This is a genomic window from Variovorax sp. 05T418 (genome assembly GCF_056396385.1).
In genome coordinates, this window is record NZ_JBFTLJ010000022.1 from 40,623 (window position 1) to 65,161 (window position 24,539).

Sequence of the window (24,539 nt, forward strand, 5' to 3'; positions counted from 1 at the left end):
GAAACCCGTCCGCTCAGTGCGGCGAAAGCACGGCGGCTGCCTCGGCGCCGGGCACCGCGGCGGGGCGCAGCAGCGGCTGCGGCGCGTCGTCCAGGCAATGCTCGGGCCGCCAGGCATAGAGCCACTCGACCGCATCGTAGAAGCGTTCGGGCGTGCGGCCCACCCAGAGGCTGTTGCGCACCAGCCGCTCCACGCCCTTGGCGTGATAGAGCCGGCCCATCTCGCGCACCGACAGCACCACGCGGGCGGTGCGCGGAATGCGCGCGGCCTCGTAGAGCTTGAAGGCGGCCGGCATGTCGAAATCGCAGGCCTGCACCGCGGCGCCCAGCGTGACCGCGTCCTCCAGCGCCATGCAGGCGCCCTGCGCCAGGTACTGCATCATCGGATGCGCGGCATCGCCCAGCAGCGTGGCCGGGCCGTCGCTCCAGCGCGCCACCGGATCGCGGTCGGCCGTGCTCCAGCGCCGCCACGAGCTGGGCCGGTCGAGCAGCTGGCGCGGGCGCGCATGCACGCCCTCGAAGTAGGACAGCACTTCTTCCTTGCTGCCCTCGGAAACGCCCCACTCTTCCTGCTCGCGGCTGTGGAAGGTGACGACCAGGTTGTATTGCTCGCCATGGCGCAGCGGATAGTGCACCAGGTGGCAGTTGGGACCGGCCCAGACCACGGGCGCATTCCAGCGCAGGTCGGCCGGCATGTCGGCCACCGGCACCACTGCGCGGTACACCACGTGGCCCGAGACGCGCGCCTCGTCGCCAACCAGCCTGGCGCGCACCACGGACTTGACGCCGTCGCAGCCCACGATCGCATCGGCCTTGAAGTGCCGGCCGTCGCGCGTGGTGGCGACCACGCCCTTCGCGCCGCCTGCGCCGATGTCGAGCGATTCGACCTGCGCCGAGGTGTGGAAGCGGATCAGCGGATGCTGCTTCACGGCCTCGTGGATGGCACCGTGCAGGTCGGCGCGGTGGCTCACCGCATACGGGTTCCTGAAGCGCGCACGGAAGGCTTCGCCCACGGGCACCGAGGCCACTTCGCCGCAGTCGACCGCATCCATCATCACGAGCCGGTCGGTGAAGACCGAGTTGCGGCGCACCGCCTCGCCCACGCCGAGCGCATCGAGCGCCGCGAAGGCGTTGGGGCCGAGCTGCAGGCCGGCGCCGATCTCGCCGATGGTGGCGCTCTGCTCGAGCAGGTCGATGGAAACGCCGAGCCGCGCAAGCGCCAGCGCGGCCGCCATGCCGCCGATGCCGCCGCCGACAAGCAGCACGGTGGGGGGATTCTTCGGGAGAGATGTGCTCATCGCGGGGCCTCTGCGCTGCGCCTGCTCAGTCGATTCGCATGGTGAGCGAAGGCAGCTTGTCGATGCTCACCTTGAGCGTCTGGCCGGGCTTCACCGCGCCCACGCCTTCGGGCGTGCCCGTGAAGATCAGGTCGCCGGGCTGCAGCGTGAAGAGCGTCGAGAGATTGGCGATCACTTCGTTGACCGACCAGATCAGGTGCGTGATGTCGCTGTTCTGGCGCACCTGGCCGTCGACCTCGAGCCTGATGGCGCCGGCGTTGATCTCGCCCACCTCGGCCAGCGTGCGCAGCGGTGCGATGGGCGCCGAGAAGTCGAAGGCCTTGCCGATTTCCCACGGCCGGCCGGCTTCGCGCATCTTCATCTGCAGGTCGCGCCGCGTCATGTCCAGGCCCACGGCGTAGCTGTGGATGTGGCTGGCCGCCTGCTCCACCGCAATGTCCTTGCCGCCCTTGCCGATGGCCACGACGAGCTCGGCTTCGTAGTGGTAGTTGCTCGTGAGCGGCGGATAGGGAATGGCGCCGGTCTCGCCTTCGGCCACCGGCACCACCGAGGCGTCGTCGTTGGGCTTGCAGAAGAAGAACGGCGGTTCGCGGTCGGGATCGAAGCCCATCTCGCGCGCATGCGCCGCGTAGTTGCGGCCCACGCAGTAGACCCGGCGCACCGGGAACAGCTCGCTCGAACCCACGATGGGCAGGCCGACGATGGAAGGAGGCGTGAAGACGAAGGACATGTGGGCTCCTGCCGCGCGCGGCGGCACAGGGTCAAGACAACAAGAGAAGAAAGAAAGAAAGAAAAAATGCGGACGGTTTTCAGGCGTCTTCGTCGAGAAAGGCTTCGCGCAGGATGCCCATGGCCTGCTGCACGGGACGGTCCGAAAAGCTGAAGAGCACCACCTCCTCGCCGGGCGCCGAAAGGCGCAGCGGCGCCCACGAAGGCACCACGAAGGTGTCACGCGGGCCGAACTCGAAGCGCTGGCCCGCGATCTCGGCAATGCCGCGGCCTTCGACCACGCTGTAGACGGTGCCGTCGGTGGCGCGGTGCGCCTTGCCCGCGAAGCCCCGGGGCAGCAGCTGCAACTGGGTGCCGATGGTGGGCATCGGCGCGCCGCCCGTCAGCGGGTTGATGTAGCGCAGCTTGTGGCCCAGCCAGGCATCGGGCGCTTCCTGCTTCTGCAGCAGGGCCAGCGCCTCGCGGCTGCGGGCATAGGGGTAGTTGAAGATCGGCGAGGTGGGCGATGCGTGGTCGTGGCGCACCGGCACCATGTTGTGGCCGAAGCGCGCGAGGCTGTTGCCCTCGGGGCGCGCCACGTGCTGCACCTTGGCGTCGTGGTTCTCGGCAAAGCCGGCGTCGAAGAAGCGCAGCATCGGAATGTCGAGCCCGTCGAGCCAGACCACCGGCTCCACGGTGCCGCCAATGCCCTCGTTGCCGTGGTCGTGCCAGGCCCACGAAGGCGTGATGATGAAGTCGCCCGGGTACATGGTGGTGCGCTCGCCGCCCACCGTGGTGTAGGCGCCCTTGCCGTCGACGATGAAGCGCAGCGCCGACTGCACGTGGCGGTGCGAGGGCGCGACCTCGCCCGGCATGATGAGCTGCAGGCCCGCGTAGATCGACTGCGTGATCGACGAGTTGCCGGGCAGCGCCGGGTTCTCGAGCACGAGCACGCGGCGCACCGCTTCCTCGGCGGTGATGAGCGCGGCCGATTCCATCAGCAGCGGGCGGATCTCGTCGTAGCGCCAGAGCGCCGGCACGCAGGGCGTGGCGGGCTCGCGCGGCACCAGCGCATGCAGCGACTCCCACAGCGGCGTGAGGTGCAGCGGGCGGATGCGCTCGTAGTAGTTGCGGCGCTCCGCGGCATTGGCAGGCGCCGGGACGGCGGGTTTCTGGGCGGTGGGGTTCATGGGCAGCGGTTCCGGCCGTCGTGCGGCGGTTGTCTCCGGGGGAACGCTGATCTTCCGCCGGTACTACTATTGGCGCAATGGGTCCCTGGCGATAGGCCCGATCTTGTTTCTTGATAGTGGTCGCCGCAAAAGGAGATGTTCCATGGCCCAGCTCGATCTCGAATGGCTGCTGGTGTTCGACGAGGTCTACAAGACGGCCAACGTGTCGAGCGCGGCCGTGCGGCTCGGCCTTTCGCAGTCGGCGGCCAGCACCGCGCTGGCGCGGCTGCGCACGCATTTCGGCGACAAGCTGTTCGTGCGCACCTCGCGCGGCATGGAGCCCACGCCCTATGCGCGGCAGATCCAGCCGCTGATGCTCGACATCCTCGACCGGCTCAACCGGGCCAAGGGCGGGCGCGCGAGCTTCGAGCCCGCGAGCGCGGCGCGCAGCTTCCGCATCTGCATGACCGACATCAGCGAGGTGGTGCTGCTGCCCGGCCTGCTCGACCACCTGCGGCGCACCGCGCCGGGGGTGCGCATCGAGACCGAGATCATCTCCACCGAAAGCGGACGCCGGCTCGAGGACGGCGCGGTGGACCTGGCGGTGGGCTTCATGCCGCAGCTGGACGCGGGCTTCTACCAGCAGACGCTGTTCATGCAGAACTTCGTCTGCCTGGCCGCGCGCAACCATCCACGCATCGGCGAGCGGCTCACGCGCAAGCGCTTCGAGAGCGAGGCGCATGCGGTGGTGGCCTCGTCGGGCACCGGCCACGCCATCGTCGACAAGACCATCGCGCGGCTGGGGCTCCGGCGCAATGTGGTGGCCAGCCTGTCGAGCTTCCTGAGCGTGGCGCGCATCGTGGCGCACACGGAGCTGATCGTGATCGTGCCCAGCATCCTCGGCAAGGTGCTGGCCACGCAGGAGCCGGTGAAGCTGCTGGAGCCGCCCTTCGAGCTGCCCGCCTATGCCGTCAAGCAGCACTGGCACGAGCGCTTCCATGCGGACGCCGGCAATGCCTGGCTGCGGCGCACGCTGGCGGAGCTGTTCGGCGGCGGCGGCTGAGCGTGCGTGCCGCGCCGACCGGCGGCGCGCGCCGCGGTGGGCGCTCGCTCGCATAATCGGAACCCCATCCACGGCCCACACAAAGGCGGCGCATGTCCTCCATCACCCTTCGATTCCTGGCCGAGCCCAGCACCGTCAACTTCGGCGGAAAGGTCCACGGCGGCACCGTCATGAAATGGATCGACGAGGCCGGCTACGCCTGCGCGACCAGCTGGGCCAAGCGCTACTGCGTGACGGCCTTCATCGGCAGCATCCGCTTCCACCACCCGATCATGATCGGCGACCTGGTCGAGGTCGAGGCCCGGCTGGCCTACACCGGCACCACCAGCATGAACATCTCGGTCGAGGTGCGCAGCGGCGACATGAAGGGCGGCACCATGGACAAGACCACCGAATGCCTGATCGTCTTCGTCTCGGTCGACTCGCACGGCCGGCCGCTGCCGGTGCAGCCCTTCGTGCCGGGCACGCCGGGCGAAATGGCGCTGGCCGAACGGGCGAAAACCCATTTGGACGCCAGCCGCGCCGCGGGAGCCACGGTTTAGCCCGTGGCCATAGATACAAAGCTCTAAAAACGAGCGGGCCGAGCGGCTAGAGTCGCTCGTTGGTTTCACAGGAACATTTCGCACCATGGCTACCCAGGACGACGACGGCAACAAGGGCTCCGACCGCATCAAGGACTCGGCCCAGCAGATCTGGCTGGCCGGGCTTGGCGCCTTCGCCAAGATGCAGCAGGAAGGCAGCAAGGCCTTCGAGGCGCTGGTGAAGGACGGCGCCGGCCTGCAGAAGAAGACCCAGCAGGCTGCCGAGGAAACCCTTGCGCAGGCGCAGACGCGCATGGCCGGCTTTGCGAACGAGTTCGGCACCAAGGCCGCGGGCCAATGGGGCAAGCTCGAGAACATCTTCGAAGAGCGCGTGGCGCGCGCGCTCGAAAAGCTGGGCGTGCCCTCGGCCGCCGAGCACGCCGCGCTGCAGGCCCGCGTGGCCGCGCTCGAGGCCGAGCTGCAGCGCCGCCCGGGCAAGAGCGCCGCCCCGGCGCGCAGCGCGAGCCGCAAGACCGCGGGCCGTAGCGCAGCACCTGCCACCGCCGCCAAGAAGGCCGTGCGGCGCGGCAGCAGCAGCAAGCCCGGCTGAACGCCTCCTGGAGCCCCGTTTTTGCGGCGGTGCACAACACGCGCCGCCGCAAAACATTGCGCTGGCGCATTCATGGTGCAGTGCACATAGGCTAGAGTGTCCCCAAGAGATAAAAAACGGGGACTGACATGGCCAAGAAGGCGCCACGCCGCACAGCGCAACGCATCCTCGAAGCCGCACTCGAGCTGTTCAACCGCTTCGGCGAGCCGAACGTCTCCACCACGCTGGTGGCGGGCGAGCTCAACATCAGCCCCGGCAACCTCTACTACCACTACCCCGCCAAGGAAGAGCTGATCAACAAGCTCTACGAAGGCTACGAGGCCGAGCTCAACGAGCTGCTGCATGCCAGCGAAGGCGTGCACGATGTGGAAGACGCCTGGTTCTTCATGCACAGCCTGTTCGAGCTGATCTGGCGCTACCGCTTCCTCTACCGCGACCTGAACGACCTGCTGAGCAAGAACCGGCACCTGGAAACGCAGTTCCAGCTGGTGCTCAAGAACAAGACCCGCGCGATCCGCATGCTGATCGCCGGGCTCAGCCGGGCCGGTCACCTGGACATCGACGTGCACGAGGTCGACACCCTCGCCCAGAGCATGGTGGTGGTGCTGACCTACTGGCTCAGCTACGAGTACGTGCGCAATCCGCGCGAGGCGCTCGAACCCGCGCATGCCCAGGGCGCGCTGATGCGCGGCGGCCAGCACACGCTGCACCTGCTCGCGCCGTATCTCGGAGGCGAGCAGCGGCGGCATTTGCTGACACTGAGCAACGCCTACAGCGGCGATGATTCCGCAAGCGCGCGGCCTGCGCAGGCCAGCGCCGATTTGGCAGCCGAGGCCCGCTAACGCCATGTCCCATCCAGATTTCAAGCCGCTCTCGCTGATGTCCGCCAGCCCGGTTGCCGCGGCGGCTGCTGCGCAATCCTGGACACCGCTGCCCTACGCCGACCTGCCGCGCTACGACGCGCACAGCCTGCTGCCGCACTGGCCGCGGCTGCACGCGGGCCACGCGCTGCCGCCGCCGCCAAGCGGGCATCCGCTGGCCGATGGCTGGGCGCTCTATCACAACGGCGAGTTCGAGCGCGCCGCCGCGCTCGGCCTGGCGCACGGGCCGGAGGGCCTGGTGCTGGCCAACCAGGCCACCGCCGTCTATGCCAACTACCTGGAGCCGCGCGAATCGGTGCGGCTTTCGATGTTCCGCCAGGTCATCGAACGCGCCGCCGCGCAAGTCGGCGCCGAGCCCGACAACTGCCACGCGCTCTACTGGCAGGCCTATGCGCTCGGGCGCTACAGCCAGGGCATCAGCGTGGCGCGCGCGCTGGCGCAGGGCCTCGGCAGCAAGCTCAAGGGGGCGCTGGAGCGCGTGATCGAGCTGCAGCCGCAGCATGCCGATGCGCACATCGCGCTGGCCGCCTTCCACGCCGAGGTGATCGACAAGGTGGGCGCGCTGGTCGGCCGCATGACCTACGGCGTGCGCGCCGAAATGTCGGTCGAGCTGTTCGAGCGCGGCCTCGAGCTGCACCCCCATTCGCCCAGCGCGCTGATGGAATACGGCCGCGCATTGCTCATGCTGCACGGCGACGCGCGCCTGGGCGAGGCCACGCAGCTCTACGAGAAGGCCGCCGCGCTGAAGCCGGCGGATGCCAAGGAACGGCTCGACGTGGAACTGGCGCGGGCCGGGCTGTCGGACTGAGCCGCGCCTTGGTACCCGCGGGTACCGCGCACTTTAAGATGCGGGTTTCCCGCTTTTCAATCCGACCGCCATGTCTGATCTCAACGCCCTCTTCGAAGCCGCCCAGGCCAATTCCAAGCTGCTGCCGGAGCGCCCCGACAACCCCACGCTGCTCAAGATCTACGGCCTCTTCAAGCAGGCCACCGAAGGCGACAACACGGCCAAGAAGCCGAGCTTCAGCGACATCGTCGCGCGTGCCAAGTGGGACGCCTGGACCGCGCAAAAGGGCCTCGGCGCCGACGAGGCGAAGCAGAAGTACATCGACCTGATCGAATCGCTGCGCGCCTGAGCCGCAGCGCTCAGCCGACGATCCCGCGCGCATGCAGCGCGGCGATCTGCTCGGCGCTCAGGCCGATCTCCTTCAGGACCGCATCGGTGTCCGCGCCCAGCGCGGGCGCGCTGCGCCGGTGGCTGGCCGGCGTGAGCGAGAGCTTGGGCACGAAGCCGGGCACCGCGAGCGTGCTGCCGTCCGGCATGTGCACCTGCTGCAGCATGCCGCGCGCGGCGTAGTGCGGGTCGGCCGCGATGTCGGCAATGGTGTAGATGCGGCCGGCCGGCACCTGCGCCGCATCGAGCGCGGCGAGCACCTCGTCCACCGTGCGCGCTGCCGTCCACTCGCCGATGGCGGCATCGAGCATTTCCACCTGCGCCACCCGGCCCGTGTTGCCAGCCAATGACGGATCGGCCGCGAGATCGGGCCGGCCGATGCACGCCATCAGCCGGCGGAAGATGCTGTCGCCGTTGCCCGCGACGATGGCGTAGCCGCCGTCGGCGCAGCGGTAGGCGTTGGTCGGCGCAATGCCGGGCAGCGCGCTGCCGGCCGCCTCGCGCACCGCGCCGAACGCGCTGTACTCGGGCAAGAGGCTCTCCATGCAGTTGAAGACCGCCTCGTAGAGCGCCACGTCGACCACCTGGCCCCGGCCCTTCGGATACTCGGCGCTGACGGTGGCATGGCGGTGCTGCATCGCCATCAGCACGCCGATCACGCCATGCAGCGAGGCCAGCGTGTCGCCGATGGACACGCCCACGCGCACCGGCACGCGGCCGGGCTCGCCCGTGAGGTGGCGCAGCCCGCCCATGGCCTCGGCCACCACGCCGAAGCCCGGCCGGTCGCGGTAGGGGCCGGTCTGGCCGTAGCCGCTGATGCGCAGCATCACGAGCGCGGGGTTGGCGGCCAGCAGCTCGCCGGGTCCGAGGCCCCAGCCTTCCATCGCGCCGGGGCGGAAGTTCTCGACCAGCACGTCGGCCTCGGCGGCCAGCTGGCGCACCACGGCCTGCGCCTCGGCCTGGCGCAGGTCGAGCGCGAGCGAACGCTTGTTGCGCGACTGCACCTGCCACCACACCGAGGTGCCGTCCTTCAAGAGCCGCCAGGTGCGCAGCGGATCGCCCGCGCCCGGCGGCTCGATCTTGATGACCTCGGCGCCGAAGTCGGCCAGCGTGCGCGCCGCGAAAGGCCCGGCGATCAGCTGCCCGAGCTCGACAACCTTGAGGCCGGCCAGCGGGCCCGCGGCCGGGGGAGGAGAAGAGGTGTTCGTCATGGCGCCAGAGTGTGCCGTGCCGCCGCCCGGCCTTTGCGGGGCGGGAAAACACCTATGAATTCTTGATGCGGCGCGCGGCGGTCTTGCGGCGGTGCAGCAATCGCCGCGCGGCACGGCCTCTCTCCCGAGGAGAAAGGGCTTTGCTGCGATGCAATGCCCTGGCCGGCAGGCTTGCACAAAGGTCAAAAAAGTATCAATTTCGGGCGCCATCTCTGGTTGTTGGCGCCCGGGGCGATTCGTACAGTGCGCTCCGAGACAAGCAAAAGGAACCAACCGTCCATGCAACCCGATCTGGAAATCGTCGAAGTCCGCGGTGACGAATCGTTCACCGCCTGGGCGCACGGCTATCCGTATCGCACGGTACGCTGGCATTTCCACCCCGAGTACGAGATCCAGCTGATCGTCGAGACCCGGGGCGTGTATTTCGTGGGCGACCACGTCGGCCACTTCGAGCCCGGCAACCTCGTGCTCATGGGTCCCGACCTGCCGCACAACTGGATCAGCGACGTGCCCGCGGGCCAGAGCGTGGAGCGGCGCGGCATCGTGATCCAGTTTCCGGCCGGGCTGGCGAAGAACATGGCGGCCACCTTTCCCGAGTTCGAGCGCATCGCGCCGCTCCTGGCCGAATCGGGTTCGGGCCTGCTCTTCCCGGCCGAGACCGCCGCGGCCGCCAAGCCGCTGATGGAATCGCTGCTGGAGGCGCGCGGGCTGCGCCGCGTGATCCTGCTGCTCTCGCTGCTCGAGCTGCTGGCGGACAGCCAGGACCGCCAGCGGCTCGCGAGCCCCGCGTTCAAGCCCGACCCCAAGGCCTTCATGTCGCATGCGATCAACAACGTGCTCGCGCACATCGCAGCCAACCTGGGCGACGACCTGCGCGAGCCGATGCTGGCCGAACTGGTGGGCCAGAGCCCGAGCGCGTTCTCGCGCGCCTTCCGCAAGCACACGGGCCAGTCGTTCGTGCGCTACGTGAACCGGCTGCGCATCAGCCGCGCCTGCGAGCTGCTCACCAGCAGCGAGAAGCCGGTGCTCGACGTCTGCATGGACGTGGGCTTCAACAACGTGTCGAACTTCAACCGGCAGTTCCTGCTGCACAAGCGCATGCCGCCGACCAAGTTCCGCAATTTCCATCGCATGCAGGCCGCCGCATCGCGCGCCGCCAGCCCGCCCTAGCGCGCGTCCCGAGTTCCCCCCACGTCGTCTCTGGCGTGGCGCACGGGCGCCGCGCGGGGCGACCCTTTGCCAGCGTTTTTCAAACAGAGACAACCTCCAGGAGACAGCCACCATGAAGAACATCCTCAAAGCCACCGCCCTCGCCGCCGCCCTGGCCTTCGGTACCTCCGCCGCACAGGCGCAGGCACCGAAGCAGCCGCTGCGCATCGGCATGACCTTCCAGGAACTCAACAACCCCTACTTCGTGACGATGAAGCAGGCGCTCGAAGAGGCCGCGGCCAGCATCGGCGCGACCGTGGTCACCACCGATGCGCGGCACGACGTGGCCAAGCAGATCGGCGACGTGGAGGACATGATCCAGAAGAAGATCGACATCCTGCTGCTGAACCCGACCGACTCCACCGGCGTGCAGTCGGCCGTGCGCTCGGCCAAGAAGGCGGGACTGATCGTGGTGGCGGTGGATGCCAACGCGCAGGGTCCGGTCGACTCCTTCGTGGGCTCGAAGAACACCGACGCGGGCCGCCTCGCCTGCGAATACCTTGCCAAGAGCATCGGCGAGAAAGGCGACGTGGCCATCCTCGACGGCATTCCGGTGGTGCCGATCCTGGAGCGCGTGAAGGGCTGCCGCGAAGCGCTGGCCAAGTACCCCGGCATCAAGGTGGTGAGCACGCAGAACGGCAAGCAGGAGCGCGCCACCGCGCTCACGGTCACCGAGAACATCCTGCAGGCCAACAAGGGCCTAAAGGGCATCTTCAGCGTGAACGACGGCGGCTCGATGGGCGCGCTCGCGGCCATCGAGGCCAGCGGCAAGGACGTGAAGCTCGCCAGCGTGGACGGCGCGCCCGAAGCCATCAAGGCGATGCAGAAGCCGGGCTCGAAGTTCATTGCCACCACCGCGCAGTACCCGCGCGACCAGATCCGCCTGGCGATCGGCATCGCGCTGGCCAAGAAGTGGGGCGCCAACGTGCCGGCCGCGGTGCCGGTGGACGTGAAGCTGATCGACGCCGAGGGCGCGAAGACCTTCAGCTGGTAACCGGCACCGGCCATGGCCTCCTCCTCTGCACCAGAAGAGATGCTCCGGCTGGAAGGCGTGTCCAAGCGCTTTCCGGGCGTGAAGGCGCTCTCGGGCATCGACCTCTCGATCCGCAAGGGCGAGGTGCATGCGCTGCTCGGCGAGAACGGCGCGGGCAAGTCGACGCTGATGAAGATCCTCGGCGGCATCTACCAGGCCGACGAGGGGCGCATCTTCATCGAGGGCAGCGAGCGCAGCTTCGCGGGTTATGCCGACGCGATCGCGGCGGGCATCGGCATCATCTTCCAGGAGTTCAGCCTGGTGCCGTACATGAACGCGGTGGAGAACATCTTCCTGGGCCGCTACCTGACGAACCGCTTCGGGCTGATGAACAGGGCCGCGATGAAGCGTTCGGCGCAGCAGCTCTTCGACGAGCTGGGCGTGCAGATCGACCTTGGCGTGCCGATCTGCCGGCTCTCGGTGGCGCAGCAGCAGTTCGTGGAGATCGGCAAGGCGCTGTCGCTCGACGCGAAGCTGCTGGTGCTCGACGAGCCCACCGCCACGCTCACGCCCAACGAGGCCGGCCACCTGTTCAGGATCATGCGCGAGCTGCGTGCCAGGGGCGTGGCGATGATCTTCATCTCGCACCACCTGGACGAGATCTTCGAGGTGTGCGACCGCATCAGCGTGCTGCGCGACGGCGCCAACGCGGGGCATGCGGAGGTGGGCGCGACCGATGTGGATGCGCTGGTCGAGATGATGGTTGGCCGCAGGATCGAGCACAGCTTTCCGCCCAAGCCGCAGCCCGCACCGCGCGGGCGCAAGGTGCTCGAGGTGCCCGAGATCCAGCTCGCCAAGGGCGGGCCGGTGAACAGCTTCGAGCTGCATGAAGGCGAGATCCTCGGCTTTGCAGGGCTGGTGGGCTCGGGCCGCACCGAGCTTGCGCTGGGCATGATGGGCGCCGACCGCGCGCACCGCAAGACGGTGCTGCGCAACGGCCGGCCCGTTCGCTTGAACGATCCGACGCAGGCGCTCGCGAACGGCATCGGCCTGTTGCCCGAGAGCCGCAAGGTCGAGGGGCTGATCACCGACTTCACGGTCCGCTTCAACATCTCGATGAACAATCTCGGCCGCCACAGGCGCGCGGGGCTCGTGAGCCAGAAGTCGGAAAGGCAATCGGCCGCCGAGCTCTCGAAACGCGTGGGCGTGAAGGCGCCGGGCATCGAGACGCGCGTGGCCACGCTGTCGGGCGGCAACCAGCAGAAGGTGGTGATCGCGCGCTGGCTCGGCCACGCGAGCGAGGTGCTGATCTTCGACGAGCCCACGCGCGGCATCGACGTGGGCGCCAAGGCCGAGATCTACGGCCTGATGCGCGAACTCACGCAGCAGGGCAAGGCCATCATCATGATCTCGAGCGAGCTGCCCGAGATCGTCGGCATGTGCGACCGCGTGGCGGTGTTCTCGGGCGGCGCCATCGTGGCCACGCTCGAGGGCGATGCGATCAATTCGGGGGACATCATGCGGCACGCTACTTCGTCCGGGGGTTTGCAATGACTGCCGCTTCGGGGCGCGTTCCCGCCGACGGGGTACCTTGCTCCGCGAATGTCCCCCGCGCTTCGCGCTCCTCCTTTATTTCGCTGCGCAAGGCACCCCATCGACGGGAACGTTGGACAGAGCACTGGTCGATCAGCGGTACACCAGTGACGTGCCCAGGTGCACAGAGCATCGGGTGCTCCCCGCAGCGAAATCAAGGAGGAGGCCGCAGGCCGGGGGACATTCGCGGAGGGGAGTACCCGGTGATCTGTGCACACGCCCTGAACAACAGCGCCAAGAACAACAGCGCCCCTGTCTTCCAGCAATGCGCCATGGAGCACCTGAAATGAACGCAACCGCCACCCACCCGACACCGCCAGCACCCGATGGAGGACTCTTCACCCAATTGCGCCGCTCGACCGCCTTCCTCCCACTGGTCGGACTGGTAGCGATCTCGGTCTTCATGATCGCCGCGACCGACAACTTCCTGTCCTGGGGCAACCTGCAGAACATCGCGCTGCAGTCGTCGATCAACGCCATCATCGCGGTCGGCATGACCGCCGCCATCCTCACCGGCGGCATCGATCTTTCGGTGGGCGCGGTGGTGGCGCTCTCCGGCACGCTCGCCTCGGGGATGATGGTGCAGTTCGGGCTGCCGCCGGTGCTCGCCGTGCCGCTCGGCCTCGCCGTCGGCGTGGTGATCGGCCTCTTCAACGGCTACTGCGTGGCCTACCTGCGCATGCCGCCCATCATCGTGACGCTCGCCACCATGGGCATCGCGCGCGGCATTGCGCTCATCTACACCGGCGGCTACCCCATCGACGGACTGCCCGACTCGTTCGCCCTCCTCGGCGGCGGCGTGCTCGCGGGCATCAAGGTGCCCATCCTCATCATGCTGGCCACCTACCTCGTGGCATACGTGCTGCTCAACATGGCGCCCTTCGGCCGCTACGTGTATGCCATCGGCGGCAACGAGGAAGCGACGCGGCTCTCGGGCGTGCGCGTGTCGCGCTACAAGCTGCTCGTGTATGCGCTGAGCGGCTTCACCGCCGCCGTCGCAGGCATCGTGCAGGCGGCGCGCGTGACCAGCGGGCAGCCCGGCGTGGGCGTGGGCTTCGAGCTCGACGCGATCGCGGCGGTGGTGATGGGCGGCACGTCCATTGCCGGCGGCCGCGGCGCGATCGTCGGCACGCTGGTCGGTGCGTTGCTGCTGGGCGTGCTGAACAACGGGCTCAACATGATCGGCGTGTCGCCGTACCTGCAATTGATCATCAAGGGCGGGATCGTGCTGCTCGCGATCTTCATCAGCCGCGAGGCAAAACGCTGACCCTCTTCTGCCTTGCTCCTTCCCTTTCCGGGGGAAGGCTGGGATGGGGGCAGGCAGAGCGTGCCTGGAAGCGCCGCTTGCCCCCACCCCGGCCCTCCCCCGGAAGGGGAGGGAGAAATTTCCAACACCCCCTGACCACAAGGAACCCATGTCTTATCAAAAGCTCCAGCCCGGCGCATCGGGCGCCATCGGCCAACTCGCCGCCATGCAGGCCGTCGTCTGCCACGGCCCCAAGGACTACCGGCTCGAAACCGTCGCGATGCCCAGCATCGGCCCGAACGAACTGCTGATCTCCATTGCGGCCTGCGGCATCTGCGCCTCCGACTGCAAGTGCCACTCGGGCGCGAAGATGTTCTGGGGCGGCGACGGCCAGCCTTCGTGGGTCAAGGCGCCGGTGATTCCCGGCCATGAATTCTTCGGGTATGTCGAAGCGCTCGGCGAAGGCGCGGCCGAGCACTTTGGGGTGGAGAAAGGCGACCGCGTGATCGCCGAGCAGATCGTGCCCTGCGGCAAGTGCCGCTTCTGCACCTCGGGCAAATACTGGATGTGCGAGGTGCACAACATCTTCGGCTTCCAGCGCATCGTGGCCGACGGCGGCATGGCCGACTACATGCGGCTGCCGCCGACCTCGCGCGTGCACAAGATCCCGGACGGCATCTCGCTGGAAGACGCGGCCATCATCGAGCCGCTCTCGTGCGCGATCCACACGGTGAACCGCGGCGACATCCAGCTGGACGACGTGGTGGTGATTGCCGGCGCCGGCCCGCTCGGGCTGATGATGGTGCAGGCCGCGCACCTGAAGACGCCGAAGAAGCTGATCGTGATCGACCTCGTGCCCGAGCGGCTCGCACTGGCCAAAAAGTTTGGCGCCGACGTGACGATCGACGCCAGGACCGAGAACGCCGACGCCATCGTCAAGGGCCTGACCGAAGGCTACGGCTGCGACGTGTACATCGAGACCACCGGCGCGCCCATCGGCGTGACGCAGGGGCTGGAGATGATCCGCAAGCTCGGCCGCTTCGTCGAGTTCAGCGTGTTCGGCTCGGAGACCAGCGCCGACTGGTCGATCATTGGCGACCGCAAGGAGCTCGACGTGCGCGGCGCGCACCTGGGGCCCTACTGCTACCCGATTGCCATCGACCTGCTGGCGCGCGGCCTCGTCACCTCGAAGGGCATCGTGACGCACGATTTTCCGCTGACCGAATGGGAACGCGCCTTCGCGCTGGCAAACTCGCTCGATTCCATCAAGGTGCTGCTCAAGCCGCAGCCGCGGGCAACAACATCATCATGAAATACGTGATCGGCGTCGACATCGGCACGCAGAGCACCAAGTGCCTGCTGGCCGGCACCGACGGCAAGGTGCATGCGCAGGCGAGCGTGGCCTACCAGCCCGACACGCCCAGGCCGCTGTGGGCGCAGCAGGACTGCGATGTGTGGTTCGACGCGGTGTGCGAGAGCGTGCGCGCCTGCGTGGCGAAGAGCGGCATCGCTGCAACGGAGATCGCCGCGATGTGCGTGAGCAGCCTGTACGGCGGCGCGGGCATCCCGGTCGACGAGGCGATGCAGCCGCTGCACCCCTGCCTGATCTGGATGGACCGCCGCGCCACCGCCGAGGTCGATGCGGTGAACGCGAACGTCGACGTCGCGCGCCTGCAGGCGATCACCGGCAACGGCGTCGACAGCTACTACGGCTTCACCAAGATGCTGTGGATCCGCGAGCACCTGCCCGAGGTCTGGGCGAAGACGCGCTGGTTCCTGCCGCCCAACAGCTACGTCAACTGGCGCTTGAGCGGCGAGCTCGCGGTGGACCACAGCTCGGCCGGCAACATCGGCGGCGTGTACGACGCGGCGCAGCGCGGCTGGTCCCACGAGGCGCTCGGCATGCTGGGCATTCCGGCGCGCATGATGCCGCCGCGCCTGGTCGAATCGAGCGAGGTGGTGGGCGGCCTGAGCGCCGAATGGGCCGCGAAGCTCGGCCTCGCCGAAGGCATGCCGCTGATGGGCGGTGGCGTCGATGCGGCCGTGGCCACCTTCTGTGCGGGCGTCACCGGCAGCGGCGACCACGTGGCGATGATCGGCACCAGCATGTGCTGGGGCTTCGTGAGCCCGACGGTGGATGCGCGCCACAAACTCATCACGATGCCGCACGTCTACCGCGGCGCCGACCGCAGCTATGTGTTCGGCGGTGCGATCACCGCGGGCGCGGCCGTCACGTGGTTCCGCGAGGCCTTCTGCCAGGCCGAGGTGGCCGAGGCCGCGCGCACCGGCGAGGATGCGCACGCACTGATCGAGCGCAAGGCCATCGAGGTGCCACCCGGCGCCGAAGGCCTGGTCTTCCTGCCCTACCTGATGGGCGAGCGCAGCCCGATCTGGGACGCGCAGGCCAAGGGCGCCTTCATCGGCCTCTCGCTCGCGCACAGCCGCGCCCACATGTACCGCGCGGTGCTCGAAGGCGTGAGCTTTGCGCTGCAGCACAACATCGAGGCCGGACGGCAAAGCGGCCAGCCGCTGGACGACCGGCTGATCGTGGTCGGGGGCGCGGCGCATTCGGACCTGTGGATGCAGATCGTGGCGGATGTCACGGGTTACCCGGTGTTCACCATCGAGGAAGAGGTCGAGGCGGCCCTCGGCGCAGCGATGCTCGCGGCGCTCGGCGCGGGGCTGGTCGATGCGGCCACTGCCGAACGCGGCTGGGTCACGCTGGTGGAACGCGCGCGGCCCGGGGCGGCGGCGCAAGCTGTTTATCGCGAGCGCTTCGATATCTACAAGTCGCTTTATCCGGCATTGCGTGATGCGATGCATCGGCTGAAATGAATCCATCCATTCATTCAGGGCGCGCTCCCGCCGACGGGAGCGTGATCAGAGCACTAGTTGATCAGCGATACACCAGCGGCGTGCCCAGTGCACAGAGCATCGGGTGCTCCCCGCAGCGAAATCAAGGAGGAGGCCGCAGGCCGGGGGACATTCGCGGAGGGGAGTACCCGGTGATCTGTGCACGCGCTCTGAACACCGGCCCTGAACACAAGCCCCAATCCATGACAGCAACACCATGACAACAACAACTTTCGATTTTTCAGGCCAGCGCGCACTGGTCACCGGCGCAAGCAGCGGCATCGGCCGTGCAGTCGCCGTGCGGCTCGCGCAATCAGGCGCAGCCGTGACCGCCGTGGGCCGCAACGCCGCCGCGCTCGACACACTGCACACGGAAGCCGGCTGCACCCCATTGACCGTCGACGTGGCCAACCCAGCCAAACTGGAACGGGCACTCGCAGCACTGCCAGCCTTCGACCTCGTCGTGAACTGCGCCGGCATCGCACTGCTCGAACCGGCGCTCGACGTCCAGGCCGAAAGCTTCGACGCCGTGATGGCCGTCAACGCGCGCGCAGCAGCCCTGGTCGCCTCGCGCTGCGCCAAGGCGATGATCGCGGCCGGCGTGCGCGGCAGCATCGTCAATGTGTCGAGCCAGGCGGCACTGGTCGCGCTCGATGCGCATCTTTGCTATTGCGCATCCAAGGCCGCCATGGACGCCATCACGCGCTCGCTGTGTCTTGAACTCGGACCGCACGGCATCCGCGTCAACAGCGTGAACCCCACCGTCACGCTCACGCCCATGGCCGAGCAGGCCTGGGCCGATCCGGCCAAGAGCGCGGCGGCGCTCCGGAACATTCCGCTGGGACGCTTCGCGCAGGTCGACGAAGTGGTGGCGCCGATCCTGTTCCTGCTCTCCGATGGCGCCTCGATGGTCAGCGGCGCGGCGCTGCCGGTGGACGGCGGCTACACCATCGTGTGACTTGACGGCCGCTCAGGCGAAGCGGGCACCGCCGCCGCCGGGCGACGCCAGCAAAGCATCGAGCTTGCGCGAGATCTTCTGCTCGATCTGGTCGCTGAAGCTGCTGAACAGGAAACCCAGCGTCGCCTCCAGCGTCAGCGTGTCGGCCGTGACCTCCACCGTGCCGTCGATGCCTGCGCGGCTGAACTGCGCGACGTCGCAGGCCTCGCCCTCGGTGTAGGTGCATTCCAGGCCGTAGTCCTGCCCGACCTGCTCGATCCACTGGCGTGCGACTTCGCGGGCGCCGGCAATGCCGAGTGCATGGTTTCTTTCGATATGGATGTCAGGCACCGTGGCCTCCGTTGCTTCTGCTGCTGCTGTTGTTGTCGTTGTTGCCGCCATGGCCGGAATGCGTCTGCAGCATTCCCGTGGCCGTCTGCAATGCGTTGCGCCGCTCTTCCATGGTCGGTAGCGCGGCAATGCGGCGCACCGCCTTGTAGAAGCGCGGCCAGTTGCGATTCTCGCGCGCAAACAGGGCCTCGAAGCCCGGCACCAGGTCGTCGTAGGCACCCTGGGCGCCGAAAGCCGCATTGTTGGCGCGCGCCACCCACAGGTCGTAGGCGCCCTGCCGCGGCCCCTGCCATTGCGCGCGCAGCATCGCGTAGTGCTCGCGAAAGGCGTCCATCGCGGCCTTCTTCATGGCGTCGACCGCGGGCCAGTCGCCGGCCTTGGCCTGGGCGGATTCGTACACCTGGTTGAGCGCGCGGCGCGTCTCGAGGGCCAGCGCGCGAAACTGCTGGCGCTGCCCGTCGAAGCGTGCGTACTCGCCGCGTGCCGCCTCGCTGGCCTCGCGCTGCAGCCACATCGCGCCGCCGATGCGCTCCACCGCGGTGGCATACGACTCGTTGAAGACGATGTCGCCGGGCACGTAGAGCACCTGGTGCGCGAGCTCGTGGAACACGATGCGCGCCAGCTCGCCTTCGGGGTAGCCGATGAAGGTGGAAAGCAGCGGATCGCCGCCGGCCCAGTTCATCCAGCCCAGCGTGGAATACGCCGGCACCGGGTACACGGCCGTTTCCAGGCCCTTGGCGCGCAGCGCCTCGGCCTCGGCCCGGGCGGCGGCCTCGTCGTAGTAGCCGCGGTAGCCCACGCAGCCGGCCACCGGAAAGCACCAGCTCTTGAGCGTGAGCGAATAGGGCGGCGCGGCCACCACGTTCCACACCGCCGCGGGGCGGTGCAGATCGGCGTACGAGGTGTAGCTGGCGTTGTCGGGCAGCGCCAGTTCGGTCACGGCGAAGCGGCGGATGCGCTGCGCGAGTTCGAGCTTGGCCTTCAGCGGCGCGGAAACCGCGGGATCCGCAAGCCATTCGGGCACCGGCTTGGCCACCCGCAGGATGCCGAGGTGCCCGCTGGCCGACTGCCAGTAGTAGCCGAGGTCGGCGCAGCCGCCGAGCAGCAGCAGTGCGCCGGCCAGGGCGAATGCGGGGGCAGCCCTCACCCCGGCTCTCTCCCAGAGGAAGAGGGAGCGATACGCTCCACTTCGACCAGGCAGTCGTAGAACGTGGGCCCGCGGCCGATGTCGGTCAGGCGCTGGCTGGTGAGCTGGTTGACGTTGGTGCCGTCCAGGCCGAGCTTGCGCCACCAGATGCCCATGCCGTGCACCACGCCCGGCCGCGCGCGGCGCGACACCTCGGCGCGGCAGCGGTGCTCGCCGCGCCTGTTGAAGACGCGGACGATGGCGCCGTCCTCGATGCCGCGGGCGGCCGCGTCGGCCTCGTGGATCTCGAGCAGCGGCTCGCCCTCGATGGCGCGCAGGCTGGTCACGTTGACAAAGGTCGAGTTGAGGAAATTGCGCGCCGGCGGCGAGATCATGGCCAGCGGAAACTCGCTGGAGCTGCCGGCCGCCTCGTAGTTGGGCACATGGTCGGGCAGGCCGTCCATGCCCTGCGCCTGCAGGCGCGCGCTGAAGAACTCGCAGCGACCCGAAGGCGTCGGGAAGCGGCCTTCGGCAAAGGGCGCCTCGGGCAGCTTGAGGCTGGTGAAGCCTTGTTCCAGCAGCTGCGCGTAGTCGATGGCGCCCGGCGCAAAGGCGCTGCGGCACAGTGCCTCGTCGTCGTCGGAGAAGCAGGGCTCGTCGAAGCCCATGCGGCGCGCGAGCTCGCGGAACACCCAGGCATTGCTGCGCGCCTCGCCGCGCGGCGCCACCGCGGGCCGGTTCAGCAGCACGTCGGTGTGGCCGTAGCTGGTGTGGATGTCCCAGTGCTCGAGCTGGGTGGTGGCGGGCAGCAGGTAGTCGGCGTAGTCGGCGGTGTCGGTGCGGAACTGCTCGAGCACCACGGTGAAAAGGTCTTCGCGCGCGAAGCCCGCCACCACCTTGCCCGACTCGGGCGCCACCGCGACCGGGTTGCTGTTGTAGACCACGATGGCCTTCACCGGCCTTGCCTGGTCGAGCAGCGCGTCCCCGATGGTGCTCATGTTGATGGTGCGCGGCTGGCGGCCCGCAAGCAGGTCGGGGCGCTGCAGCGCGGCGCGGTCGACCGGAAAGTGGCCCGAGCTGCTCAGAAGGAGCCCGCCCGCGCGGTCGCGCCAGGACCCCACCAGTGCGGGCAGGCAGGCGATGGCGCGCGCCGCGTTGCCGCCGCCGCGCACGCGCTGCATGCCGTAGTTCAGGCGGATCGCGGCCGGCCGGGTGGTGCCGTAGGCCTGCGCCAGCGCCGCGATCTGCGCCTCGGGCACGCCGCACACGGCAGCCGCGCGCGAGGGCGGCCATTGCAGTGCGCGCTCTCTCAGCGGCTCCCAGCCGAGCGTGTGGTTGGCGATGAAGTCGTGGTCGAGCCAGCCGTGCACGATGAGCTCGTGCATCAGCGCCAGGGCCAGCGCGGCGTCGGTGCCGGGCAGCAGGGCGATGTGCTCGTCGCACTTGTCGGCGGTTTCGGTCTTGCGCGGGTCGATGCACACCAGCCGCGCACCGGCGCGCCGGGCGGCCTGGGCGTGGCGCCAGAAATGCAGGTTGCTGGCAATGGAGTTGCTGCCCCAGATCAGGATCAGCTTCGCCTCGGCGAAGAACTCGATCCGCATGCCGGCCTTGGCGCCCAGGGTATGGACCATGGCCTCGCCACCGGCCATGGAGCAGATCGTGCGGTCCAGCAGCGTGGCGCCCAGTTTGTGGAAAAAACGCCGATCCATCGACTCGCCCTGCACCAAGCCCATCGTGCCTGCGTAACTATAAGGCACAATTGTTTCCGGATCTGTCTGTAATGCACGGAGATGCGCGGCGATGTCGTCAAGAGCGGCGTCCCAGCTGACGGGTTCGAACTGGCCACTGCCCTTGGGACCGGTCCGCCGAAGCGGCTGGACGAGCCTTTCGGCGTGGTCGTTGCGTTCGATGTAGCGCGAAACCTTGGTGCAGAGAACGCCAGCGGTGTGCGAGTGGGCCGGATTGCCCTGCAGCTTCACGGCCACGCCGTCCTTGACGGTGGTGACCAGGGCGCAGGTGTCCGGACAGTCGTGCGGACAGGCGCCCAGGACCGTGGAAGTGTTGGTGGGGAGAACAGCAGTTGTAGAGACCGGGGCATCGACCATCCGGCAAGTCTAAAGTTTTCCAGGCAGAGGCGCGGCAAGGCGCAAAGGAGGTTTCACATGATCAATCGCAGACATTTTTCCCTGGGCGCCGGCGCGGCGGCGCTCGGCGGCTTCCAGTTGGCGCGGGCGCAGGGCGACGTGCCGCTGGTGCTGGGCCAATCGGCACCGTTCACCGGCCCGGCCGCGCAATTGGGCATCCAGTTCCACCAGGGCGCCAAGCTGTTCCTGGACCAGTACAACGCCCAGGCCGGCCGGCGCAACGTGGTCATCAAGAACCTGGACGACGGCTACGAGCCCGACCGCTGCGCCGCCAACACGCAAAAGCTGATCGAGGAAGACGTGTTCGCGCTCTTCGGCTACATCGGCACGCCCACCAGCATGGCGGCGCTGCCGCTCGCGGTGAAGGAGAAGGTGCCTTTCGTCGCGCCCTTCACCGGCGCGATGTCGCTGCGCGAACCCTTCCACAGGAACGTGTTCCACCTGCGCGCCTCGTACAACGACGAGACCGCGCTGATCGTGAAGCAGCTCACGCACCTGGGCCTGAAGAAGATCGCGGTCTTCTACCAGAACGACGCCTACGGCAAGGCGGGCCTGGACGGCGTCACGCTCGCGCTGTCGCAGCAGGAGCTCAAGCCGGTGGCGCTGGCCACGGTGGAGCGCAATTCGGTCGACGTGGCCGCGGCGGTGAAGAGCATCACGGCGGCGCGGCCCGACGCGGTGGTCCAGGTGGGCGCCTACAAGGCCTGCGCGGCCTTCATCCGCCAGGCGCGCAAGGCGGGCTACGGCGGCACCTTCTTCAACGTGTCCTTCGTGGGCACCCAGGCGCTGGCCGACGAGCTCGGCAAGGAGGGCGCGGGCGTGATGGTGACGCAGGTGGTGCCTTCGCCCTACAACGCGGCCAATGCAATCACGCGCGAATTCAGCGAGGCGGTGAAGAAGGCCGGCGCCGGCGCGAGCGCCAATTTCTCGAGCCTGGAGGGCTACCTTGCCGCCAAGGTGCTGACCGAGGGCCTGCGCCGCGCGCCGGGCAAGGCCTCGCGCGACGGCCTCATCACTGGCCTCGAAAGCATCGACCGGCAGCAGTTCGGCGGTTTCGAGGTGTCGTTCTCGGCCAAGAACCACGTGGCATCGAAGTTCGTCGAGCTGTCGATGCTGACCGGGGACGGGCGGGTCCGGACCTAGCTGCAGAGGCCGTCCACGGCCTGGAACATCGCCTGCCTGGCCTGGCTCACGACCTGGCCGCGCCAGGCATCGGTGTCGGTATAGAAGGCCTCGAGCATGCGCGCGCGGATGCCGGCGGCCAGGTCGGCCGGCGCCTCGGGGTGCTTGTGCAGCCAGTGGTCGGCGCGCAGCGCGGCCAGCACTTCGAGCATGGGCAGCGTGCCGTATTCGAGCGCGATGCCGGTGTATTCGGCCTGCGGGCACTCCTGGTGCGCGGTGTCCCACATCAGCCCGCGCAGCAGCGCCGCGCTCGATGAACCGTCGTAGATCGAGGTGACGGGCGCCGCGGGCGAGCCCCACCAGGCATTGGCGCGCGCGTAGGCGGCCTTGTCGTCGCGGCCGGCGAAGATGCGCTCGCCCAGGCCATTGGGCCCGAGCCCCGTGTGCAGGTCGATCCAGGCCAGCCGTCGCGCGCTGGCGGCATGCCGGCGCAGCACGCCGCGCAAGGTCTTGTTGCTCCAGGCCGGCGCCTTGCCGCCGAAGAACAGGCCGTCCTCGAACTGGTACTGCCCGCTGGTGACGGCCGCCTGGTAGGCCTCGGCGCCATGCTTGGCTATCCATTTCTCGATGGCGGCCTCGTTCTCGGGCGTGGGCGGCCAGCTCTCGGGCACCAGCAGCGGATGCAGCTTGGCGTAGGGCTCGTTGGCCGGCAGCGGCTGCGAGAAATCGACGAAGTTGCGGTTCAGGTCGACCTTCTCCTGCGTGACGCGCCGGCCGTACGAAAAGCCGTGCGGATTGAGCGCATGCACGTAGAGCACCGCCACGCCCTGCGCCCTGGCCTTCTCGCGCCATTCGGCGTCGTGCAGCGCGAACACCTGCACGCCGCTGCCGCAGTGGCCCTCCACGCCGTGGCAGCCGCTGGAGACGATCAGCAGGCGCTCGGCGTCCGCGGCGCCGTCGAGCGCCACGTCCATCGAGAGCTCCTCGCCGTCCCGCCCCTTGCCCGGATGCGCATGCGGCAGGGCCGCGAGGCCCGCGCTCACGCAGGCCTGCAGGAACTTCTGACGGGCCTGGGCGTAGCGCGGCGAAAACGCCTCGCCGATGCCGATCAAGGCGCGGCTCCCCCGGGCTTGCCGAGGAACTGCTCGGCCAGCTGCACCCAGCAGGTGGCGCCCAGCGGAATGAGCTCGTCGTTGAAGTCGTAGCTCGCGTTGTGCAGCGTGCAGGGCCCTTCGCCGTGGTGCACGTCGCGGTGCGTGCCGTCGCCGTTGCCGATGAAGGCATAGGCGCCGGGCTTGGCCTGCAGCATGAAGGCGAAGTCTTCGGAGGTCATGGCGGCTTCCTGCCGCAGCACGTTCTCGGGGCCGACGATCCCGCCCATCACGCGGCGCGCGAAGTTGGCCTCGGCCTCGGTGTTGATGGTGGGCGGGTAGTAGCGCTCGAAGCGGAAGTCGCACGTGGCATCGTGCGCGGCGCAGATGTGCTCGGCGATCTGGCGCATGCGCGACTCGATCATGTCGAGCACCTCGATCGAGAAGGTGCGCACCGTGCCCGTCAGCTCGCAGTTGTCGGGGATCACGTTGTTGGTTTCGCCGGCATGGATGGTGGTGACCGAGATCACGGCCGAGTCGGTCGGCTTCATCTTGCGCGTGAGGATGGTCTGGAAGGCCTGCACGATCTCGCAGGCGATCGGCACCGGGTCGATGCCGGTCTGCGGCAGCGCGGCATGGCCGCCCTTGCCGATCACGTTGACGTAGAACTTGTTGCCCGACGCCATCACCGGCCCCGGGCTCACCGCGAACTGGCCGGCCTTCATGCCGGGCCAGTTGTGCATGCCGAAGACGGCGTCCATCGGGAACTGCTCGAACAGCCCCTCCTTGATCATCTCGCGCGCGCCGCCGCCGCCCTCTTCGGCCGGCTGGAAGATCAGGTAGACGGTGCCGTCGAAATTGCGGTTCTTCGCAAGATGCTGCGCGGCCGCGAGCAGCATGGCCGTGTGGCCGTCATGCCCGCAGGCGTGCATCTTGCCGTGGTGCTTGCTGGCATGCGCGAAGGTGTTGAGCTCGGTGACGGGCAGCGCGTCCATGTCGGCGCGCAGGCCCACGGCGCGAGTGCTGGTGCCGTTCTTGACGATGCCCACCACGCCGGTGGTGCCCAGGCCCCGGTGGATGGGAATGCCCCATTCGGTGAGCTTGCCTGCCACCACGTCGGCGGTGCGGACTTCTTCGAAGCAGAGTTCGGGATGGGCGTGGAGGTCACGCCGCACGGCGGCGATGCCGGCCGCCTGCGTGACGAGCGAATCGATGAGTTTCATAGGACACAGTCTAGGCTTTGAAAGAACCTCCGCAAAG

The 24,539-nt window shown here is 68.5% G+C and carries 23 protein-coding genes; 14 read left to right on the forward strand and 9 right to left on the reverse strand.

The window, feature by feature from the left end:
- Positions 1 to 13: 13 nt before the first annotated feature.
- From AC1DMS_RS29155 to gtdA, 3 genes are all read right to left on the reverse strand, one after another.
- On the reverse strand, positions 14 to 1,297 hold the full coding sequence (locus tag AC1DMS_RS29155; protein WP_478182063.1) for a 3-hydroxybenzoate 6-monooxygenase: 1,284 nt from the start codon (positions 1,295 to 1,297) through the stop codon (positions 14 to 16).
- Positions 1,298 to 1,322: 25 nt separating this feature from the next.
- Positions 1,323 to 2,027 (reverse strand): fumarylacetoacetate hydrolase family protein, encoded by a 705-nt coding sequence (locus tag AC1DMS_RS29160; protein WP_436042242.1) that lies wholly within the window; start codon positions 2,025 to 2,027, stop codon positions 1,323 to 1,325.
- 79 nt (positions 2,028 to 2,106) lie between these two features.
- Positions 2,107 to 3,195 (reverse strand): gentisate 1,2-dioxygenase, encoded by a 1,089-nt coding sequence (gene gtdA / locus AC1DMS_RS29165; protein WP_478182064.1) that lies wholly within the window; start codon positions 3,193 to 3,195, stop codon positions 2,107 to 2,109.
- Between the two features lie 142 nt (positions 3,196 to 3,337).
- On the opposite strand from gtdA, the gene AC1DMS_RS29170 reads away from it, so the two are divergent.
- The 6 genes from AC1DMS_RS29170 (at position 3,338) to AC1DMS_RS29195 (ending at position 7,385) form a co-directional block, all read left to right on the forward strand.
- The gene (locus AC1DMS_RS29170) at positions 3,338 to 4,237 is read left to right on the forward strand and encodes a LysR family transcriptional regulator (RefSeq protein ID WP_436042238.1); all 900 of its coding nucleotides are present in this window, start codon (positions 3,338 to 3,340) and stop codon (positions 4,235 to 4,237) included.
- Between the two features lie 92 nt (positions 4,238 to 4,329).
- The gene (locus tag AC1DMS_RS29175; protein ID WP_018903932.1) at positions 4,330 to 4,779 is read left to right on the forward strand and encodes an acyl-CoA thioesterase; all 450 of its coding nucleotides are present in this window, start codon (positions 4,330 to 4,332) and stop codon (positions 4,777 to 4,779) included.
- Positions 4,780 to 4,864: 85 nt separating this feature from the next.
- A complete protein-coding gene (locus AC1DMS_RS29180) occupies positions 4,865 to 5,368 on the forward strand; it encodes a phasin family protein (RefSeq protein ID WP_278880134.1) in 504 nt (167 codons plus the stop codon).
- 128 nt (positions 5,369 to 5,496) lie between these two features.
- On the forward strand, positions 5,497 to 6,210 hold the full coding sequence (locus AC1DMS_RS29185; protein ID WP_012745512.1) for a TetR/AcrR family transcriptional regulator: 714 nt from the start codon (positions 5,497 to 5,499) through the stop codon (positions 6,208 to 6,210).
- Positions 6,211 to 6,214: 4 nt separating this feature from the next.
- On the forward strand, positions 6,215 to 7,057 hold the full coding sequence (locus AC1DMS_RS29190) for a tetratricopeptide repeat protein (RefSeq protein ID WP_278880136.1): 843 nt from the start codon (positions 6,215 to 6,217) through the stop codon (positions 7,055 to 7,057).
- 70 nt (positions 7,058 to 7,127) lie between these two features.
- The gene (locus AC1DMS_RS29195; protein WP_012745510.1) at positions 7,128 to 7,385 is read left to right on the forward strand and encodes an acyl-CoA-binding protein; all 258 of its coding nucleotides are present in this window, start codon (positions 7,128 to 7,130) and stop codon (positions 7,383 to 7,385) included.
- 10 nt (positions 7,386 to 7,395) lie between these two features.
- Here the strand turns inward: AC1DMS_RS29195 and AC1DMS_RS29200 are convergent, their stop codons facing one another.
- Entirely contained in the window at positions 7,396 to 8,634 is a 1,239-nt protein-coding gene (locus AC1DMS_RS29200; RefSeq protein ID WP_369664034.1) for a CaiB/BaiF CoA transferase family protein, read from the reverse strand.
- A 279-nt stretch (positions 8,635 to 8,913) separates the two neighbouring features.
- On the opposite strand from AC1DMS_RS29200, the gene AC1DMS_RS29205 reads away from it, so the two are divergent.
- From AC1DMS_RS29205 to AC1DMS_RS29235, 7 genes are all read left to right on the forward strand, one after another.
- On the forward strand, positions 8,914 to 9,804 hold the full coding sequence (locus tag AC1DMS_RS29205; RefSeq protein WP_012745508.1) for a helix-turn-helix domain-containing protein: 891 nt from the start codon (positions 8,914 to 8,916) through the stop codon (positions 9,802 to 9,804).
- A gap of 112 nt (positions 9,805 to 9,916) precedes the next feature.
- Positions 9,917 to 10,837, forward strand: a complete 921-nt coding sequence (locus AC1DMS_RS29210; RefSeq protein ID WP_436042232.1) for an ABC transporter substrate-binding protein — start codon at positions 9,917 to 9,919, stop codon at positions 10,835 to 10,837.
- A gap of 12 nt (positions 10,838 to 10,849) precedes the next feature.
- Positions 10,850 to 12,370 (forward strand): sugar ABC transporter ATP-binding protein, encoded by a 1,521-nt coding sequence (locus tag AC1DMS_RS29215; RefSeq protein ID WP_478182065.1) that lies wholly within the window; start codon positions 10,850 to 10,852, stop codon positions 12,368 to 12,370.
- 325 nt (positions 12,371 to 12,695) lie between these two features.
- Complete coding sequence (locus tag AC1DMS_RS29220) at positions 12,696 to 13,676, forward strand: ABC transporter permease (protein WP_478182066.1); 981 nt, start codon at positions 12,696 to 12,698, stop codon at positions 13,674 to 13,676.
- A gap of 148 nt (positions 13,677 to 13,824) precedes the next feature.
- Complete coding sequence (locus AC1DMS_RS29225; protein ID WP_478182067.1) at positions 13,825 to 14,967, forward strand: alcohol dehydrogenase catalytic domain-containing protein; 1,143 nt, start codon at positions 13,825 to 13,827, stop codon at positions 14,965 to 14,967.
- Positions 14,964 to 16,490: an FGGY-family carbohydrate kinase gene (locus AC1DMS_RS29230; protein ID WP_478182068.1), complete on the forward strand. Its 1,527-nt coding sequence runs from the start codon at positions 14,964 to 14,966 to the stop codon at positions 16,488 to 16,490. The genes AC1DMS_RS29225 and AC1DMS_RS29230 overlap by 4 nt, the downstream gene beginning before the upstream one ends.
- A 235-nt stretch (positions 16,491 to 16,725) precedes the next feature.
- Positions 16,726 to 17,466 (forward strand): SDR family oxidoreductase, encoded by a 741-nt coding sequence (locus AC1DMS_RS29235; RefSeq protein ID WP_478182069.1) that lies wholly within the window; start codon positions 16,726 to 16,728, stop codon positions 17,464 to 17,466.
- 12 nt (positions 17,467 to 17,478) lie between these two features.
- Here AC1DMS_RS29235 and AC1DMS_RS29240 read toward each other — a convergent pair whose 3' ends face one another.
- The 3 genes from AC1DMS_RS29240 to AC1DMS_RS29250 are packed head-to-tail and all read right to left on the reverse strand — an operon-like array spanning position 17,479 to position 21,027.
- Positions 17,479 to 17,796 carry a polyhydroxyalkanoic acid system family protein gene (locus AC1DMS_RS29240; RefSeq protein WP_012745501.1) on the reverse strand — a complete coding sequence of 106 codons (318 nt, stop codon included), beginning with the start codon at positions 17,794 to 17,796 and terminating at the stop codon, positions 17,479 to 17,481.
- Positions 17,789 to 18,943 carry an aminopeptidase gene (locus AC1DMS_RS29245; protein ID WP_478182070.1) on the reverse strand — a complete coding sequence of 385 codons (1,155 nt, stop codon included), beginning with the start codon at positions 18,941 to 18,943 and terminating at the stop codon, positions 17,789 to 17,791. The genes AC1DMS_RS29240 and AC1DMS_RS29245 overlap by 8 nt, the downstream gene beginning before the upstream one ends.
- A complete protein-coding gene (locus tag AC1DMS_RS29250; RefSeq protein WP_478182071.1) occupies positions 18,940 to 21,027 on the reverse strand; it encodes a molybdopterin-containing oxidoreductase family protein in 2,088 nt (695 codons plus the stop codon). The genes AC1DMS_RS29245 and AC1DMS_RS29250 overlap by 4 nt, the downstream gene beginning before the upstream one ends.
- 57 nt (positions 21,028 to 21,084) lie before the next feature.
- Between AC1DMS_RS29250 and AC1DMS_RS29255 the strand changes: the two genes are divergently transcribed.
- Positions 21,085 to 22,209 (forward strand): ABC transporter substrate-binding protein, encoded by a 1,125-nt coding sequence (locus AC1DMS_RS29255; protein ID WP_418146533.1) that lies wholly within the window; start codon positions 21,085 to 21,087, stop codon positions 22,207 to 22,209.
- Here AC1DMS_RS29255 and AC1DMS_RS29260 read toward each other — a convergent pair.
- Positions 22,206 to 23,300: a M14 family metallopeptidase gene (locus tag AC1DMS_RS29260; RefSeq protein WP_278875336.1), complete on the reverse strand. Its 1,095-nt coding sequence runs from the start codon at positions 23,298 to 23,300 to the stop codon at positions 22,206 to 22,208. The two genes, AC1DMS_RS29255 and AC1DMS_RS29260, sit on opposite strands and share 4 nt — an antisense overlap.
- A complete protein-coding gene (locus AC1DMS_RS29265; RefSeq protein WP_012745496.1) occupies positions 23,297 to 24,502 on the reverse strand; it encodes a M20 aminoacylase family protein in 1,206 nt (401 codons plus the stop codon). The genes AC1DMS_RS29260 and AC1DMS_RS29265 overlap by 4 nt, the downstream gene beginning before the upstream one ends.
- Positions 24,503 to 24,539: the final 37 nt, after the last annotated feature.

Excerpts from the sequence above, each read along its gene's own strand:
- AC1DMS_RS29155 (WP_478182063.1), bottom strand. The coding sequence starts at position 1,297 with ATGAGCACATCTCTCCCGAAGAATCCCCCCACCGTGCTGCTTGTCGGC.
- AC1DMS_RS29160 (WP_436042242.1), bottom strand. The coding sequence starts at position 2,027 with ATGTCCTTCGTCTTCACGCCTCCTTCCATCGTCGGCCTGCCCATCGTG.
- gtdA (WP_478182064.1), bottom strand. The coding sequence starts at position 3,195 with ATGAACCCCACCGCCCAGAAACCCGCCGTCCCGGCGCCTGCCAATGCC.
- AC1DMS_RS29170 (WP_436042238.1), top strand. The coding sequence starts at position 3,338 with ATGGCCCAGCTCGATCTCGAATGGCTGCTGGTGTTCGACGAGGTCTAC.
- AC1DMS_RS29175 (WP_018903932.1), top strand. The coding sequence starts at position 4,330 with ATGTCCTCCATCACCCTTCGATTCCTGGCCGAGCCCAGCACCGTCAAC.
- AC1DMS_RS29180 (WP_278880134.1), top strand. The coding sequence starts at position 4,865 with ATGGCTACCCAGGACGACGACGGCAACAAGGGCTCCGACCGCATCAAG.
- AC1DMS_RS29185 (WP_012745512.1), top strand. The coding sequence starts at position 5,497 with ATGGCCAAGAAGGCGCCACGCCGCACAGCGCAACGCATCCTCGAAGCC.
- AC1DMS_RS29190 (WP_278880136.1), top strand. The coding sequence starts at position 6,215 with ATGTCCCATCCAGATTTCAAGCCGCTCTCGCTGATGTCCGCCAGCCCG.
- AC1DMS_RS29195 (WP_012745510.1), top strand. The coding sequence starts at position 7,128 with ATGTCTGATCTCAACGCCCTCTTCGAAGCCGCCCAGGCCAATTCCAAG.
- AC1DMS_RS29200 (WP_369664034.1), bottom strand. The coding sequence starts at position 8,634 with ATGACGAACACCTCTTCTCCTCCCCCGGCCGCGGGCCCGCTGGCCGGC.
- AC1DMS_RS29205 (WP_012745508.1), top strand. The coding sequence starts at position 8,914 with ATGCAACCCGATCTGGAAATCGTCGAAGTCCGCGGTGACGAATCGTTC.
- AC1DMS_RS29210 (WP_436042232.1), top strand. The coding sequence starts at position 9,917 with ATGAAGAACATCCTCAAAGCCACCGCCCTCGCCGCCGCCCTGGCCTTC.
- AC1DMS_RS29215 (WP_478182065.1), top strand. The coding sequence starts at position 10,850 with ATGGCCTCCTCCTCTGCACCAGAAGAGATGCTCCGGCTGGAAGGCGTG.
- AC1DMS_RS29220 (WP_478182066.1), top strand. The coding sequence starts at position 12,696 with ATGAACGCAACCGCCACCCACCCGACACCGCCAGCACCCGATGGAGGA.
- AC1DMS_RS29225 (WP_478182067.1), top strand. The coding sequence starts at position 13,825 with ATGTCTTATCAAAAGCTCCAGCCCGGCGCATCGGGCGCCATCGGCCAA.
- AC1DMS_RS29230 (WP_478182068.1), top strand. The coding sequence starts at position 14,964 with ATGAAATACGTGATCGGCGTCGACATCGGCACGCAGAGCACCAAGTGC.
- AC1DMS_RS29235 (WP_478182069.1), top strand. The coding sequence starts at position 16,726 with ATGACAACAACAACTTTCGATTTTTCAGGCCAGCGCGCACTGGTCACC.
- AC1DMS_RS29250 (WP_478182071.1), bottom strand. The coding sequence starts at position 21,027 with ATGGTCGATGCCCCGGTCTCTACAACTGCTGTTCTCCCCACCAACACT.
- AC1DMS_RS29255 (WP_418146533.1), top strand. The coding sequence starts at position 21,085 with ATGATCAATCGCAGACATTTTTCCCTGGGCGCCGGCGCGGCGGCGCTC.
- AC1DMS_RS29265 (WP_012745496.1), bottom strand. The coding sequence starts at position 24,502 with ATGAAACTCATCGATTCGCTCGTCACGCAGGCGGCCGGCATCGCCGCC.